General features: G+C 48.0%; 16 protein-coding genes. 2 read left to right on the forward strand and 14 right to left on the reverse strand.

Translation table 11 applies throughout. The features are described from left to right. Window positions 1-48: 48 nt before the first annotated feature. From EZV61_RS10915 to EZV61_RS10955, 9 genes are all read right to left on the reverse strand, one after another. A complete protein-coding gene (locus EZV61_RS10915; RefSeq protein ID WP_130565493.1) occupies window positions 49-645 on the reverse strand; it encodes a DJ-1/PfpI family protein in 597 nt (198 codons plus the stop codon). 50 nt (window positions 646-695) lie between these two features. Beyond that, a complete protein-coding gene (locus tag EZV61_RS10920; RefSeq protein ID WP_131415578.1) occupies window positions 696-1,424 on the reverse strand; it encodes an esterase family protein in 729 nt (242 codons plus the stop codon). 324 nt (window positions 1,425-1,748) lie between these two features. Then, entirely contained in the window at window positions 1,749-2,768 is a 1,020-nt protein-coding gene (locus tag EZV61_RS10925) for an acetylxylan esterase (RefSeq protein ID WP_240695188.1), read from the reverse strand. Window positions 2,769-2,890: 122 nt separating this feature from the next. Further along, window positions 2,891-4,657, reverse strand: a complete 1,767-nt coding sequence (locus tag EZV61_RS10930) for a diguanylate cyclase (RefSeq protein ID WP_131415580.1) — start codon at window positions 4,655-4,657, stop codon at window positions 2,891-2,893. Then, window positions 4,657-4,926, reverse strand: a complete 270-nt coding sequence (locus EZV61_RS10935) for a hypothetical protein (RefSeq protein ID WP_131415582.1) — start codon at window positions 4,924-4,926, stop codon at window positions 4,657-4,659. Before EZV61_RS10935 ends, EZV61_RS10930 begins: the two co-directional genes overlap by 1 nt. A gap of 79 nt (window positions 4,927-5,005) precedes the next feature. Then, window positions 5,006-5,797 carry an SAM-dependent methyltransferase gene (locus EZV61_RS10940; protein WP_240695189.1) on the reverse strand — a complete coding sequence of 264 codons (792 nt, stop codon included), beginning with the start codon at window positions 5,795-5,797 and terminating at the stop codon, window positions 5,006-5,008. Beyond that, window positions 5,784-6,359 (reverse strand): GNAT family N-acetyltransferase, encoded by a 576-nt coding sequence (locus EZV61_RS10945; RefSeq protein WP_131415584.1) that lies wholly within the window; start codon window positions 6,357-6,359, stop codon window positions 5,784-5,786. Before EZV61_RS10945 ends, EZV61_RS10940 begins: the two co-directional genes overlap by 14 nt. A gap of 109 nt (window positions 6,360-6,468) precedes the next feature. Beyond that, the gene (locus EZV61_RS10950) at window positions 6,469-7,794 is read right to left on the reverse strand and encodes a pepsin-like aspartic protease (protein WP_131415586.1); all 1,326 of its coding nucleotides are present in this window, start codon (window positions 7,792-7,794) and stop codon (window positions 6,469-6,471) included. A gap of 48 nt (window positions 7,795-7,842) precedes the next feature. Then, complete coding sequence (locus EZV61_RS10955; protein WP_205695372.1) at window positions 7,843-8,847, reverse strand: DMT family transporter; 1,005 nt, start codon at window positions 8,845-8,847, stop codon at window positions 7,843-7,845. A 548-nt stretch (window positions 8,848-9,395) separates the two neighbouring features. Here EZV61_RS10955 and EZV61_RS10960 point away from each other — a divergent pair. Both EZV61_RS10960 and EZV61_RS10965 read left to right on the forward strand, forming a co-directional pair. Further along, window positions 9,396-10,139, forward strand: a complete 744-nt coding sequence (locus tag EZV61_RS10960; protein ID WP_131415588.1) for a hypothetical protein — start codon at window positions 9,396-9,398, stop codon at window positions 10,137-10,139. A 143-nt stretch (window positions 10,140-10,282) separates the two neighbouring features. Then, window positions 10,283-11,152, forward strand: a complete 870-nt coding sequence (locus EZV61_RS10965) for a mechanosensitive ion channel family protein (protein WP_114336793.1) — start codon at window positions 10,283-10,285, stop codon at window positions 11,150-11,152. A 67-nt stretch (window positions 11,153-11,219) separates the two neighbouring features. On the opposite strand, the gene EZV61_RS10970 is transcribed toward EZV61_RS10965, so the two are convergent. The 5 genes from EZV61_RS10970 to prpD form a co-directional block, all read right to left on the reverse strand. Beyond that, window positions 11,220-11,699 carry an FKBP-type peptidyl-prolyl cis-trans isomerase gene (locus EZV61_RS10970; protein ID WP_114336794.1) on the reverse strand — a complete coding sequence of 160 codons (480 nt, stop codon included), beginning with the start codon at window positions 11,697-11,699 and terminating at the stop codon, window positions 11,220-11,222. A 147-nt stretch (window positions 11,700-11,846) separates the two neighbouring features. Continuing rightward, on the reverse strand, window positions 11,847-14,240 hold the full coding sequence (locus EZV61_RS10975; protein WP_131415590.1) for a penicillin acylase family protein: 2,394 nt from the start codon (window positions 14,238-14,240) through the stop codon (window positions 11,847-11,849). Window positions 14,241-14,452: 212 nt separating this feature from the next. Further along, the gene (locus EZV61_RS10980) at window positions 14,453-14,758 is read right to left on the reverse strand and encodes a high-potential iron-sulfur protein (protein ID WP_114336796.1); all 306 of its coding nucleotides are present in this window, start codon (window positions 14,756-14,758) and stop codon (window positions 14,453-14,455) included. A 157-nt stretch (window positions 14,759-14,915) separates the two neighbouring features. Then, the gene (locus EZV61_RS10985; RefSeq protein ID WP_114336797.1) at window positions 14,916-15,101 is read right to left on the reverse strand and encodes a hypothetical protein; all 186 of its coding nucleotides are present in this window, start codon (window positions 15,099-15,101) and stop codon (window positions 14,916-14,918) included. Between the two features lie 190 nt (window positions 15,102-15,291). Then, window positions 15,292-16,740: a 2-methylcitrate dehydratase gene (gene prpD, locus EZV61_RS10990; RefSeq protein ID WP_130565481.1), complete on the reverse strand. Its 1,449-nt coding sequence runs from the start codon at window positions 16,738-16,740 to the stop codon at window positions 15,292-15,294. Window positions 16,741-16,749 lie beyond the last annotated feature (9 nt).

Raw genomic sequence — 16,749 nt, forward strand, 5'->3', positions numbered from 1 at the left:
TCTACCCTCTTAATTTAACGCGTGCTGACAATTCGCAACGTGCCATCATCACATCGCCTCTGCTTGCCAAGCATATTCCATATAGTCCGCTGTCGCCTTCGCGGCAAGGGGGCCAAACAATCTGGCCACCATGTGTAGGCTCATATCAATTCCGGCAGAAATGCCCGCAGAAGTAATGAGCTGACCGTTATCGACAAAGCGGGACTGATGACAGATCTTGGCGTCAGGTGCTAAGCCTTGCAACAGCTCAAAACAGTGGTGGTGGGTTGTTACTTTGCACTGCGATAACAACCCGGCCTTGGCCAACAACAAAGCGCCACTGCACACTGACATCGTATGCGTTGCCGCCGCAGCACGTTCCGCTATCCACTGGATCGTTTTGGTTTGCTCTATAACGGTTCGAGTACCCGCCCCCCCAGGGACAAGCAGCAGATCTGCTGCACTTATCTCATCAATAGCGGCGTCAACATTGATCGACAAACCATTTTTGGCCACCACAGCCATACCATCGGCCGACACCAATTGTATTTCAAGTAAGCTGTTTTGATTCAGTTCGTTGGCGACCCCAAACACTTCAAATGGGCCAGCAAAATCCAGTACTTCCACATCATCAAACATCAGTACCACTAATCGCATTTTCGTCATACCTGACAACCTGCCTCTACGACTAAAACTAGATAATCAACAACCAATCTCTATAGGTACAGCGGTGCCATACGCCGCCAGTAATACGCTCGGTGGGCACGCTCATCCCACGTTAACAGCTGGTGGGCGATACCCTTGCCCCATAATATATGGCTCAAATGCTCGTTGTTTGCTTTAAACGGATCATCCCTGCCAATCACCAGCACTATCTCCATCGCCCGTAACTGCTGTAAACGCCAATCACAATGTAAATTGGGCAGAAAATGGGTGGGCGTGTGATAGTAGATATCATCATTGTAGTAGCCGCTGAACAAGTCGTTAAAGTACTCAACGTTCAGCGTCAAATCATAACGACCAGAGAAGGCAACGAGCTTTTTAAACAGGTGTGGATGACGAAATGCGATATTAGCAGCGTGAAACGCGCCTAAGCTGCAGCCGTGGGAAATAACACATTCATGCTGATTCTTGTCCTGCATAAATGGCATCACTTCATTGAGAATATACTCCTCGTACGCTTTCTGCCGTTCGATACGCCCATGGGGGTGAGCCCACCAACAGTAGAGACTTTCGGCATCAACGCTATCAACACAGTACAGTTGTAAATGCCCCTGTTCGATCTTATCCCGCAGCGATGCCACTACGCGCATATCTTCATATTCATGAAAACGCCCGCCACGAGTCGGAAATATCAACACTTTGGCACCAGCATGTCCGAACACGAGTAACTCCATGTCCCGCCCTAACCGATCACTCCACCACTTGTGATACTCCCGGTTCATAGTCCCATCCCTGTGTCCTCACTTGTTTGATATTGGCTTACATATCGTTTGGGTTGTAACCCTCACCCTTTAGTACTGACGGTTCCTCTGCAGTAAATATCAGCAGCACGTGTGCAACCGCGAAAACAACTCTTTTACTCCTTCTCCGCTAAAAAGCGAATGCAAGAACCAGTCGAGAAGGCTGGGATGAGGGGTCTTTGCTTCACACTTACGAGCTAACCCCCCCCTCACCCTAGCCCTCTCCCCTAGGAGAGGGGATCAAGCAACTGCGTTACTTCCAAGACATACGCCAAGAAACAAACCTCAAAGAAGCAAGATCCAGCCCTATAGTGGCTTAAAAAACTGGTTCAACTGGTCCATCAACTCATTGTTCTGTTGCGCTTGTCGCGGATACTCATGATGCCCAGCATCGAGCACCAGCAACTCTTTCTTTTGAGGCACCGCGTTGTACACAGCAAACTGCCCTGGTGGTGCAACCGCAGGGTCAAAGCGGGCACAGGCAAAATGTGTAGGTACCTGAATTCTCGCAGCCGCAGTAGCGGCATCGTAGTAACCCAGTGTACGCATGGTTGTTTCAGGATGATGACGATAGAAGCGCCTAACCGCCTGACCACTGCCGCGGGTTTTTAACGACACCCGTAGCGGTTGATGGCCAAAGGTCGGCACATTGAAGTGGGCACGCCGGATCCGGGAGTCATAGGCAGTCGCCATTGCGCCAAGCCCGCCGCCAAAACTTATTCCCAAATAGCCAATATGCCCAGCCAAGTTAGGAAACAGCCGCAGTAGCGAGGAAACCCCAAGCCAAATATCATCAACACAGCCACCAATCACATAGCGCTGCGGATCATCAATATCGTGTAATACATGAAACTGAGGATTGGTGGACAATGGTTCACGGTGACTTAGCGACAACCCTCGAAAGCAGGGAAACAACAATGCCGAATCGGTAAAAGGCAGATTAAAGTCGGGCGCATCTCGGCCGCCATAACCATGGCCAATCACAAAGCCCCGTTTAACCACACCGCTTTTCGGTAGCAGTAACCAACCGCGAATAGGGAATTGATCTGTCGACTGATAAGTAACATCAAACACACGCCAACCTAACCAATCGCGATTGAGATCGGCAATCACTGGCAGTGGCTGGCAAGCCAACGCACGTTGATAGCGTTTATGCCAAAAATGGTCAAAATCTGACGGTTCATCGGGGCGGCCAACGGCCATTAGCTGTTCGAGGGAATAGCCATAAGAGGGGTCAAAGTGATAAGGGTGATCTGTGATGAGATTGCCGTCTACCGCAGCAAAACCTTCTACTTCACCACTTTTAGTTTCAAGATTGACTGCCACTTCATCGTCACCACTAATGGCTCACCTCCATAACGCTGGCCTGAATGATCAACAGCGCTGCCATACTAGCAAGTGGCATATCTCCCTATTGCCACAACCTATTCACCAATCTTCGAAGCGGGTTAAATACCTGCCCCCAATATCACACTGTTGTCATAGTTAGGCGACAGGGTGACCCGATTACGACCATGTTTCTTAGATAAATATAACGCTTTGTCGGCATCAACGATCAACGCACGACTGTCATAGCCAACAACGGAAGACGCTGACACGCCAAAACTGGCAGTAATTTGAAACTTAGCGCCAGCAGGTGCGCTATCTATCCGTTCGATAGCGAGTCGGCACTGCTCGGCGACGCGGGTGGCATTCGCCATATCGCAATCAGGCAGCAGAATACCAAACTCTTCACCGCCTAAGCGGCCAACTAAATCAGCACGCCGCCCGCTACTGCTACAAACCTCACCCACAGCTTTCAATACCCAGTCACCTGCCGGATGGCCGTAACTGTCGTTAATTCGTTTAAAATGGTCCAAGTCGAACAAGACAAAGCTAACACTTTGCTGCGCTGGTTGAGCACTTACCAACGCCTTTTCAAAACATTCAGAAAAATAGCGACGGGAAAGCACGCCAGTTAACGCATCCACTTCTACCTGTTTTTTTAAGCGCAACTGATGCAGTTTGGTTTTATAAACCCAAAGGATCAGCATACAAACCACAATTAACGCCATCGATAAATACAAACGATTATTTTCAGCTTCGACTTTGGCAACTTGAGACTCGAGATCGGCGAGGGAAAGTTTTTCATTTAGAGACTCAATTTGTCTAGCTGATTCTTCAGCTTTTAACTTTGCTGAGTAAAACGCTACAGCAGAACTTACTCGTGTATGCTGTGCAGACTCATAAACCTTTTGGTAAGCTTTTAAATGCTTATTTTCCTCTCCTAAATCACCTAATATTTCGTAACTTTCAAATAGAACTCTATTAGCATTTATCTGGGCATTGTAGTTACTTTTATCAAGATCATACTCTAAGGATAATTCTGCATATCTTATGCTTTGCTCTAATCCACCATTCTTCAGCCAAGCTTCAGCCATAGTTGAGTACCAATAACCTAGTAGATTGTCATACTCTGTAGATATTACGCCTTCCAGATCAGAAACTAAAATTTTAAGCGCTTCGATTGACTTATTGTTTTTTACTAAATTATGTGACACAAACACCGTGGCGATATATGCTAAAATATGTTCCCCTATATTATGGCAATAATTAATATCTTCACTATTCCATTTTTGATCAGCTGGCATTCTTTCAAGTCTGAAATCTAATTCAGTATCCACTGTAAGCTTTAAGCAACGACTTCGCTCTTTAACACCTGAAAGGTCGAAACCTTTTATAAAGCTATCAGCTTCATTATACAACCCAGTTCGAAGAAGATTATATGCGAATAATAATGTAGCATCATGCCTTAAATTTGACTCAACTTCAGAATATTCTTGGTTCGAAAAAGAAAGTGCATATTGATATGCTCTCTCGGTCTCTCCTAGGACACTGTATATATTTGACAAAGAAATTAGACTTTTAAACGAAGCTCTAACTGAATGCTTCTGCCTAACGATCTTCTCGTATATTCTTACAGCTTCTTTTGTTTTTCCTGTTCTAGAAAAATAGAATGCTAAAAGATATTCATATTCTGCCTTCTGAGCATCAGTCAACTCAGACTCGACATATTCAATCTTAGAAAGATACTCTTTAAAATAATCTATTTCCTTAGTCCTTGCAGCATCAGCATCCAAAATCAAAGAATCTATATCTTCTGCATTCGCATTACCAATGAGGACAAGCGATAGCATTACTGCTATCGCCATACTGAAAGATATATATATAGACATTAAATCGCTTTCAAATAACTTTTAGATTCTTCTTTATCATCTTTTTTCTCTTCCCCTTCATCATCTTCAGGGTTTTCAGGGAATAAAACACAATAGACATCACCATTACCCAAATCGCGAAGACGTTTTGGCTCACGACTCAAAATAGCAGCCTGCTCTTCCTGACTCAGCTCATAGGACTGCATCGCTTCAACCAGCTCTCGCTCGGTCATTGCTCGCAGTTTCGCGCTGGAACCAAACTCAACCGCAAACTTGATTAAATTGCTCATAACACTTCCTTTTATGTGTTGGCCTAGGGCCATATTTAATTTTGAGGGGAGTAAATCATCCCTCACTGTTAAACCTGAATTAAACCGTTTCAGCGATAGCCTTTATTCGTTCTATCATTTTTTGATTACGCTTTAGTTTCTCACTGGGCGGTATCACTAATGTCGTGTGCATCGCCATTTCAGCACTTGCTAACTCACCAAGGTAAACTCTATCAGCCCTTGGATCTGCAAATGGCAGGGTCGCCGCTTCATACAACAGAACTTGATGATCAGCAGGATAGGTTTCCATCAGCAGCTCAGCCAATAACGCAATATATCGGGGATCAGGCTCGAAACGTGTCATCGCCAAATCACCGGCCATCGCTGGCTGCCAAATAACCAAGTAGGCCGCGGAATCAACTCGCCGCTGATGATACATAAATTGACTAGCTGCAAAATGTTGGCAACCAACCTCTCCGGGATCGATACCCAAATCAGTATACAAACAATCCTCAGCGGAAATGCCCGGCTCAAATACCACATTTAGATTGTCGGCTTTAGCTACTCTCACTAACTCGTGGGGTGCCCAAGCAAACACACCAGGATGACCGTAAAAAGCAGCACAAACGCGCTTGCCGAGTCGTACAGCTTCAAGCACGGTATTGACCATCAATTGATAAGTCTCTTCCCGTGACCGCCCCTCACCATAATGCTGCTGCAAGCTAACAAAATTACTGTTCAGTGAACTGAGCCAGGTCTCTGTCGCGCTATGAGAAACAGAGGCAAAAACGATGTCAGCCTCCTCAACATAGCTTTTCGCGATGGGTGTGATGTGTGCCCCAAGCATCATGCCTGTGCCAACAACAGCCAACTGACCTTTATTTGAGTGCACTTCTAAACCGTTCCTTATCAACCAACCATAAACCATCGCCATCATTTTCTGTGACAGCTTTAACAAACCTGAAACCTAACCTTTTTCCCAAATTAATAGCGGGAATGTTTTCATGCTTAATATGAGCGATGACTTGCTGCTTTTTCAGATTTTCGAATGCATATCTCAAGACTCTGCTCATCGCCTTATCGGCCAACTTCGGAACTCTTATGACTCCATTCAACATGATGCCAATTTCAGCACTATCGGTGTCTTCAAACATCAAACCAATCAAACCGCATGAACCACTGCCATCGACGCTAATAGTCCAATAAGCACACCGTGGCTGCTTGACGTTTTGCTGTTGCAAGACATAGGAAAACAACGCTTCAGTAGTTTGCTGTTTGAGTGGTGCGGCAATAAAACGCATGGTTGCAGGGGTTTGATAAAGCTTTGAGAATAATGAAAAATCAGACTTTTTTATAGGAATAAGGCGAACACCGTTCTCCGCACTACGAAGATCAGGTTGTTGGTGAAAATCCTTTTTATGACCGTCCAATTGTCTAATGGCGCATCTCTGCATTAAGCCAAATTGATCTCAATCAAAACAGATTATGTTGTTCTATCATTGTTTTTTTTATTAAACAATGCATTAACAGGCAAACAGTGAAGGATTCACACAATATGTTTGATCACTTCCGCTTCGCCGTTCTAATCACCCCTAACTCATGCTCACTACGATCAAACACGCAGAAGTAATTGCTGAGCAACGGCAACCCCAGAATCGACTGGTTTGCCCAGCCATCGAGCTGACTAATCACAGTAAACATCGCTTCGCCCTCACCGGGCGCGTTGATCTGCCAATAGTGGGTGGCGGGACAGGTTAAGGTGACGTCACCGTACTCCCCTTCCATGACAAAATGCAGATCTGGCCAATGGGGCAGATGCAATTTGCTCATGGGTAACCCAGTCAACTGCCGCGCGGCTTTTTGCCCCGCTGCGACCAGATCCAACAATCCGGGCTCTAGCTTACTCAGGCAATCAGTGAAGTATTGGTACATGGGATCGGTCAGCACCATGAAGCTGGAGCCGCAATCGAAGATACTGTTGCTCTGATAGCTCTTCTCGTATTTGGGTTGGATCCGCTCTACGTCCATCGCTGCGAACCCGTCTACCTGAAACTTCTTAATGCGGGTGTTGTAGTAAACATCATGCACCACAGACACGGCTTCCAACTCACCGTGATACAGGTGGGTGTGTTCCTCACCGCCACCCAAAATAAGAAAACCTGTATTTAACGGATCATGTAGCAGTTCACTTTCTGCTTCGTCGGCTTCCGTCATGTGGTAAAACGCCCGCTGGGTATACAGTGCAAACTTGTTGCTGCAACGGCCATCCTCTTCCATCGCGGTAAAATAGGGGGTGATATGCACGGTTGGATATTGCTTAAACAGTTTTTGAAAACTCTTAAGCTCGTTGTGATCGGCAACCGCATTAAACGGCCATGGATAGGTATGGGCGATATCACGGCCCTGCTGTTGCAAGTAGTCAGACATGTCGTGAACAGTGTCTAGCGGCGCGTAGGCCAAGCCCCAGATGCCATCCGCTTCGAAAAAATTACGTTGTGGCTCTTCAACAATCAGCGCCAGCGCCACATCATCCAACACCACTTGTTCATCATCGTGGCCGATACCAATCTGTGAATGCACCACGGGTCCCGCCCAACCACCTGCGCCATAGGCGATCGCCTGTGCCAGCGGCGTGGGTTTAAGGTGGGCGTCCTGATCGGGCAACACTTTGTCTGCCCGCACCGCTAAGGCGGAACTGCCCGTGTCGAGCAACACATTCACCAGGCGCTTCTCACTTCCCACATATATTGGCGCGGTGTAGCCGCCTTCGGCGTACGCCATGGTGATGGGAATAACGATCGCTTCATGAAAGCTTGTTTCGGCCTTGGCTTTACGCGGCTCAGCCTGCGAATGCACGAGAGTCTGCTTGTCTTGGCTGTTTTGCGTCATGGTGTACCGCTCCGTCTTTGCATTATCCGTTTATCGCTATGACTTCCATCATGGCTTGCTTTTTACTGTCATCAACGCGATACCCAGTAGCACGAGGCTACCGGCCGTTATCAAACCCTGAGTGATCGGCTCTTGCAACCAGAGCGCTGCGCCAATAGCAGCCAATATCGGCACCAGCAATTGGCTAACGGCAGCTTGACTGCCCTGTAGATAGCGTAACGCCTGATACCAAAGCGCGTAGCCCACACCAGATGCCAGAGCACCAGAAGCAACGGCAAGATACAAACCCCGGTCGTCGAGATTGATATGTATTGTGATCTCGTCTAACCAGAGCGAGGCAAACAACACAAAAATCAATGCAACTAATACGATCCAAAGCAGAGAGGCTGCAAAATGATCCCGACTCTCTTTTAACGGATCTAAGCTGCCGCGCCCCGCCAAGGTGTAGAACCCCCAGGCGATCCCCGCTACTACCATGAGGCCAACCCCGATAAAGCTGATGTTGCTAGCATCACTCTGTTTGGTTACTGCTGGTAGCACCAGCCAAACAAACCCTGCCAACGCAAATAGAAAACCTAGCCATTGTCTTTTGCTCAACGACTCGCGTTGCACTAGCGCTGCTGTCATCAATGTAAATTGCACTGTGGCAAACAATATCAGTGCGCCAAGGGCGGCACCCAGCTCAACATAAGCAAGGGAAAAACCTAAGGCATATAATGCAAGCCACAAAGCGGCACCGCGGCGCAACCAAGATCTGTTGACAGAAAGCGCTTTGCTGTCTTTGCTGGGGCATGCCGAGACCAGCGATGCACGACGCTCAATCAGCCATCGCCGCAGTAAAGTGAGTACCGCCAACATCACTGCGCCAGAGAATAATCGCACCAACGTAAAACTATACGGATCCATCGCTTGCGCTGTTTCAGCAGCGGGAGCCAATGCCTGCCGACACAACAAAGAGTTGGCTGCAAACGCCAGCAAAGCGAGGGATGTCAGCGCAACGGTACGAAGCTCGATGAGTAAGGAGTTTGATTCAACAGGCGTTTTGGCTTCCATCAACAACTCGTAAGTTAACCTTGGTTGCTAAAGCTAATGAACAACAGCCTAAAAAGCTAGTTTTGGTCATAGTGATCGCTGTCAAAAAACTTGTCAGTCATCACTCGAAATTTGTAGTAATTAATCAAAAGCTAACTAACTGATTTAAAAGTAACCAAGAAAAAGCGGTAACTAAATGTTAACATTCACCGCTGTTACTTGTAACATTGCAGTAATAAATTGATGTGCATCATAGTTACAAACGCCTATACTGTCTGTTGGACGACTACAGATTCCACATGGAAGAAATTGGTAGAGCAAGGTATACACGCCCTTCCGTTTCATCCTTACATTAACAAGTCAGTGACTTTTTAATGGTGTACCAGCGAGGTAAATAGTGCTCGCACAGTACAAGGGATGACAATAGAAAATGATGTTGCCTGGCTGGTAGTCGGTCGATAACTGTAAAAAGAATGTCCTTGTGGCGCGTGAAAGGACACATTGAAGAAAGTGGTACGTTACACCGGTAGTAGTTAGCAGTTGGCGGCGGACGTTTCAAGGAGCTCAAAATGAACCTCAGTTACAGAGATATCTTCTTGGTACTATTTGGTGCCGGGTTTACAGCATTTGTGAACTCAGTTTCCAGTAACCAAGACGCTTCTCAAGCAATTCCAGTGTCTCAAATGGCAGCAGTGGACGCAGTCATTGTGGAAGAAGCAGAACCTAAGTTAGCAACCTCCAAGCTAACCATCGAAATACCTTCCAGCAAAGCTGGCGAAAAAACCTTCTTAGAAGCATTTGATAGCGAGTCGAAACTCACTAACGCTGAGCGTTGGCATATGGTGGCAACCTATTTTTCCGAAGAGGAAGGTGCCAATAAGCCTAATTTCGATCTCAGTCAGCCTGCCCTTGCGGCGACTTACCTTAACCAACTAATCACCGACAGTGGGATCAGTTTCGACAGCAAACTGGCGATCGCTGACGCTTTGCAGAAATTGCAAGACGCGCCAAATCAGCCTGGAGTTGTTGCCTATTTCCACGATCAGTTGGATGAGATTGACGAGCCAGCACAACAAGTGCGTACACTTAAAGTGATGCACGAAGCCACCGAAGAGTACATGCTCGATGAAGTGGTGTTGCTGTTGGATAGCGACGCCAGTGAAGTTCGTTTAGCGGCACTTGAGGTCTTGGTGCATGCTCCGCACAGTGATGCGCTTGAGCAACGGTTGAATCGACTATACGAAAGTGATCAATCTGACGAAGTTAGCAAGCGAGCGTTGACCGCACTAACCAAGTTCAGAGAACAACCATAATCGTTTCTCGCTAACAAACCGGGCCTCTCGCCCGGTTTTTTGTTTTTATGCCAACCCTCTAAAAATTCGACATTTATCTGTCATAGTTTCGATTTCTGACTTACCTTTAACGAATAAGTAATAGACGTTAGAGTGCCCCCGCCATGGAAGAAAATATTGCTGATGTGCAGAAGTACTACGACCTGATCGCTGATTTCTTGGTGGAGTACAGTTTCCAACTGTTAGGTGCCATCGTAGTTCTGCTGATCGGTCTCTGGATCGCTAAGAAAGTAGGCATTTGGATCAATAACCTATGCTTGCGCCACCACGTTGATGTGACCCTGGCAAACTTTCTCGCCAATATGGTGAAGATCGCCATCATCGTGATGGTGGTCATTATGACCCTCAATCAACTTGGCATTGCCATCACACCATTTGTCGCAGCGATAGGTGCCGCATCATTAGGTGCTGGTTTGGCTTTCCAAGGCATGCTCTCTAACTATGCGGCAGGCTTAACCATCATTCTTACCCGGCTGTTTACTATCGGTAATACCATCCGAGTGCAAGGCGTTCACGGCGTGGTTAAGGAGATAAACCTTGCCACCACCTTGTTAGAAAACGAAGACGGCGAACTGATCCTGATCCCTAACAAACACATTGTCGGCGAAATAGTCCATAACTCTGCTGCGGCTCGAGTGATCGAAGCTGAAGTTGGGGTTGCCTACGATACGGATATCGACAAGGCATTAGCCGTGATCCAAGAAGCGATAGCGCAAACAGATGATAGTCAGGACAAAGCCAACAATAACGACAGTGAAGCCACAGAGAGCGACACTTTAACGCCGAATATCGGTATCGACCGCTTTGATGACAGCGCCATTGTTATCGGCTATCGGGTCTGGGTACCCAGTCTCAGCTTTTTTGAGCGCAAATACGCGCTGAATAAAGCAGTCATTGACGCTTTACGTCGCGAAAACATCCAGATCCCATTTCCACAAAGAGTTGTCCATCAGTACAAGGATCCCGCGAGCTAATCCTGCTGTACTGCCGCAGATCAAAAAAGCCGACTTAACGTCGGCTTTTTCAGGCAATAAGTATTGCTTAGTGATTACAGCTTGGACCGTGCACGTGACCATGCTCCAGTTCATCATCTTTCGGCTCACGCACAGCGGCAACACTGCCCGTAAACGTGAGTGTCTTGCCTGCTAATGGGTGGTTGCCATCAACAGTCACTGTGTCATCACTGACGTTTGTGACAACAACGCGCACCGGACCTTGATTGGTTTCAGCGGTGAAAGCCATACCAACGACGATCTCTTCAGTCTGTTGGAATGCTTCTTTAGGTACTTCCTGAACCATTTCGGCATGGATCTCACCATAACCATCTTTTGGTTCAACAACCACTTCAAATTCAGTACCCGCTTCCATGCCTGTCAGCGCATTTTCTAACCCTGGGATAAGATTGCCGTGGCCATGTAAATACTCAAGCGGCGTACCTTCGGCAGAAGCATCTAGTACTTCACCACTGGCGTCTTTAACTTGATAATTAATCGATACGACTTTGTTCTCTGCAACTGTCATTTAAATTCCTGTGCTTATCAGTGCATGGTTCATGAGCTTAAACCCATGGTAAATAGATAGTGAGGCTACGCCTAACAGCTATCCGCTCTACGGTCTTTCAAATTAGCCCGCTAACACCGTTAAGCATCAGCATTTTGCTTATCCCATTTAGTTATGGGCAGCAGGCAGTAATTTCAAGTGATAAATGGTCTGTTGCGGCAAAAAGGGTGATGGGTTGCCCTCAACCCAATCCTGATGACCAGCCTGATAGAACTCAGAGAACGGATGTCCGCTCTGCCCAGTTGGCATATGAAATATGCCATCAGCTTCCCTACCCGGCGCTACCACCATACGTTGTGACGCGCCAAACGCTCGTCCCTGTATCCGAACTACGTTTTTCCGGTCTCCAGCAATTGCTTGTTGCGGCATATCAAGAAAATAACCAAGCCCCGGTACCGCTCTGCTTAACGGGTGTTGCAGATGCAGCTGATGAGCTAGCCCCCACGTTGCTTCGTCAGCCGGCAACCCATTAAGTGTAAGGTCACTAAATGCAGTGCGAGCGCTGTTTAGCAGCAGCGCTTCCCAACTCACAAACGCCGGATTAAGCAAGTGATCGGGCTGCTCACTGATCAGCAGCCATAAAGGGTTATCAATAAAGTTGTCGATACGTTTTACGCTAAACCCTTGGTAGTCCTTCAATGTCAGTGCTTGATAAACCGGCCCTAGGCTGTTTTCAAGCACCGCTTGGCGATAAGCACTCACCAAACGATAACTGACAGACGACACTTCGGCATGCCCATCCCACTCATCTAGAATGGCTAACAGTTCTGCGGCAAACACGGGCTCAGGTTGAATATCAACCACATCCCGCAAATGGTCTGCCCAGCGCCCCAGCAACCGGTTTTCAGTGTCGAGTTGGATCGCCAACAGATCGGCCTCATTCAATTTGGTTTTAGCCGCTAAGCGCTCAGCAATGGTGCCAGCCCGGATCCCGATGTCATAACCACCATCACCAATCAAAGGGTAACGTTGATCCATTAACACCTGCGAATTAGCCGTCCACAAATAGCCGTCTAACTCATCGGCGACCACGCGGGGATAATCTTCTGCCGCACGATACCCTTGCCAGTTACCATCCTGTTGTGACCAATCCTGTACCCACTGTTTATCTAACCAAAGGCGATCGGGGATAGCGCCAAATACACTCCAGGAAAGTTTGCCCTCGGCATCCGCCAGCATCATGTTTTGCGCCGGAACACCGCTGCGGCTGGCAATCGCTAACGCTTCAGCACTGCTCAGCGCTTTAGACAGCCCCATGATCTCAAAGTTAGCCCCTTGTTGATCATGAGCGATCCAGCGATAGGCAAGCAGGTTCCCCTGTTCATCTTCACCAATCACCGGTCCCCAGATAGTTTCACGCACCGTAAATGGATTCGGGTGGTTGTTCACCATGATGATCTCTTCATGGTAATCAAATTCACGCCAGCCAGTGGGGGTCAAGTACTGGCTGCGGCGGTCATCCGTCACTAACCTAACCACCTCACTCCAGTCGCCATAGGTATTGGTAAAACCCCAGGCAATTTTTTCATTACTACCCACCACCATAGCGGGTGTACCAGGTAACGTAGCCCCGGTGACTCGGCGCCCGTCCTCCAGATACCAACTAGCGCGATACCAGGTATTAGGTACGCGAATGCCCAGATGCATATCATCCGCGACAATGGCAGCCCCATGATGGCTGCGACTGCCAGCAACGCCCCAGTTATTACTGCCAGGGATCCCTTCGTCCGCCCAATGATAAGCGGCCAGCGTATGACCTGGCGCTAAGCCGTTCAGTAGAGCAGCGATTGGCATCTCGGGCAAAGCCAGGCGGGTAGTAACGTCGCCCGCCAGCGGTGCTTCCCAATGGAATTTCGAATCGTCACCAATATCTGCTGGCTGCGGCCTGAGAAATTCAAACCAGTCAGCAGGAAGCTGCGTCTGCATAAAGTCGAGGGAGCGTTCATAGCTACCATCATGATCCTGCAGATCAACATACATAGAATAGAGACACAGCAGACTGTCTTCTGCAGACCAGGGGCGAACAGATTGCATCAACAGTAGATACTCAAAGGGGCGCGCGCCTAAACTGGCCACCCCTTCATTCACACCCGCGGTATATGAATCAATCACAGTGCGCTGTGCCTCTGGCAGCGCCTCGATGGTTTGCCTTGCCCGCGCTCTAAACCTATGGGTGCGCATTTCTCGATCCCAGTCCAGCGCTGCGCTACCAAACAATTCCGATAGTTCACCGGCAGCGTTTCTTCGCAGCAGATCCATTTGAAAATAACGATCTTGGCCATGCAGCCAACCAAGGGCATAAGCTCTATCCGCATCATTGGCGGCTGATATCGTCGGCACACCATGACTATCCCGCTCGATTTTTACCGCCTGCGTAAGCGGGTGACCACCCCACTCACCTTCTAATACAGGTAGACTGGCCGTCACCGCAAAATAGACCCCGCCGAACGCCAGCAGGGTTAGCACAAACGCCATCAGCAGCAATCGCTTAATGATTTTCATCGAATACTCGCAAACAAAGGAGATAACAATTAGGTCGTTAATAAAACTTAGCGCAGTTTTAACTTTAATTTAAATCAATCAGTTAGAAATGTGCCACGGGTTTGATATGACGACAATATTAGGGGTGACAACGGAATAAACAGGAGGAGTTTTACGGTGTTTACAAAGGTCAAACATGGCCCTTGTAGCAAGGGCCATCTACGACTCGGCTATTAAGGCTTTTTAACCCAGCCTGCGCACCAACCTTTTGCGTTCACCAGTTTACCTGGGAACAGATTGCAGGGACGCCATTCATCACCGTCGGTACCGGTGATATGCATACAATTAGCGCAGTCCTGTTCAGCATTTTCACTGGCGTGCACATACTTAAGTGCTTTCGCCGTCGCATCATCTAACGACAAGTGAGGCATGTCGCCAGCATGAGCAAATTGACGCAGTTGTGTTCCTACCGTGACTCCAACAATACCTAACGAAGCATATTTGAGGAAACGGCGACGATCATTTTGGTTAACGGGCATTTTATTATTCTCCGTGGCTATCCACAGTGTTTTTACTGTTGCCAGAGAAGAATAGTTCAATTTGAATAATTGGTATGTGAACTAACTCATTGAAGTTAATTTAGTTGTTAATAAAAAAAGGCTTCCATCAGGAAGCCTTTTTGCGGTCAAACATGGCCTATTCGTGGCCATGTCCAGAAAACAGTTGCTGGTAAACCTCTTCGGCTTCCATACCCCGACGATAAAGGGGCTCTAGCTGACGATGGGATAACTGACTGGCTTCATCAGCCATGGTTGGGTCACTTTCGGCCGCCAAGCGGGCGATCTTTTCACGCCACACAATGAAGTTACTTGCACTTGCCAAGGGAACCTCCTTGAAAATCAAATAAGAACTCTGGGTTGGCGGACTACTCACTCGCCAGCGAATAATTTTCACATTTACTTTGACAGTAAAAGTTCAAAAAGTGTCCAAAAAAATGGCTACTTTAACGATCAGTAGCCAATTTCATTTGATCGATCACATTGCCGAAACAAAGTCAGCAACGAATACAGTGCTAGATCACAAACAGCTCACAGAACAGGTTGACAGGTGTTGCTTCGAGCGCATTTTGATCCAAACAGAGGGACTCGATTTTGTCGCACCGCCCTTGTGGGAAGCGGGTTGCGAGGTTTTTTCTAAACTTAGATTCAAGCACCGGGATCCCCTCCTCCCGACGTCGACGATGGCCAATCGGATATTCTACTTCGATCTTTTCTGAGCAACTGCCGTCGTCATAAAACACTTGTACCGCGTTGGCGATCGATCGTTTTTCAGGATCGTGGTAGTCCCTGCTGTATGCAGGATCTTCAACAATCTCCATCTTCTCTCGTAACTCATCTATCAATGGATTAGCTCGATGAAAGCTATCTTCATAATGCTCTGCTACCAGATCACCGTACATCAAGGGCACCGCCGTCATATATTGCAAGCAGTGATCTCGGTCTGCTGGATTAGCAAGTTCCCCCTGCTTGGAGATAATGCGAATAGCCGATTCATGGGTGGTGATTACAATTTTTTCGATGGCGTGCAGGCGCTCTTTGACTTGCGGGTGCAATAATACCGCCGCCTCACATGCTGTTTGCGAGTGGAATTCCGCTGGGAAAGAGATTTTAAACAGCACATTTTCCATCACATAGCTGCCATAGGGGCGCTGCATCTTGAATGATTTGCCCTTAAAAGCAACATCATAAAAACCCCAGCCTGGTGCCGTAAGCACACCGGGAATCCCCATCTCACCGCGCATCACAATATCGACCAGCTTTACCGCCCTGGAGGTGGCATCGCCCGCTGCCCACGATTTGCGAGAACCGGCATTAGGAGCATGGCGATAGGTACGTAATGATTGCCCATCCACCCACGCATGTGACAATGCGGCCAGGATCTGCTCTCGATCGGCACCGTGAAGTTTGGCAACCACAGCGGTCGATGCCACTTTCACTAACACCACATGATCAAGGCCGACACGATTGAATGAGTTTTCCAGCGCTAAGCCACCTTGGATCTCGTGGGCCATGATCATCGCTTCTAACACATCACGCATCACTAATGGTGCCATACCTGAAGCTACCCGCTTCTGCGACAGATAATCAGAAACGGCTAGGATCGCACCTAAATTGTCTGACGGGTGTCCCCACTCTGCTGCCAACCAAGTGTCATTAAAATCCAGCCAGCGCACAATACAGCCGATGTCCCAGGCCGCCTTTACGGGGTCAAGTCTTAACTGGGTGCCGGGTACGCGTGCGCCATTGGGAACATGGGTACCTTCGACGATCGGCCCCAGATGCTTGGTGCACTCAGGAAAACGCAGCGCTAGCAGGCCACAGCCCAGCGTATCAATGAGACAGTTCCGTGCGGTTTGCCATGCTTCGTCACTGTCTACCTGATAGTTCAGTACGTAATCAGCGATCTCCTGCAAAATGTCGTCGTAAGGAGGACGTTCATTTAACTCTACATTCGCGCTCATCAGAATCTT

Origin of the sequence: Corallincola luteus (assembly GCF_004336975.1) — a bacterium.
GTDB lineage: Bacteria > Pseudomonadota > Gammaproteobacteria > Enterobacterales > Neiellaceae > Corallincola > Corallincola holothuriorum.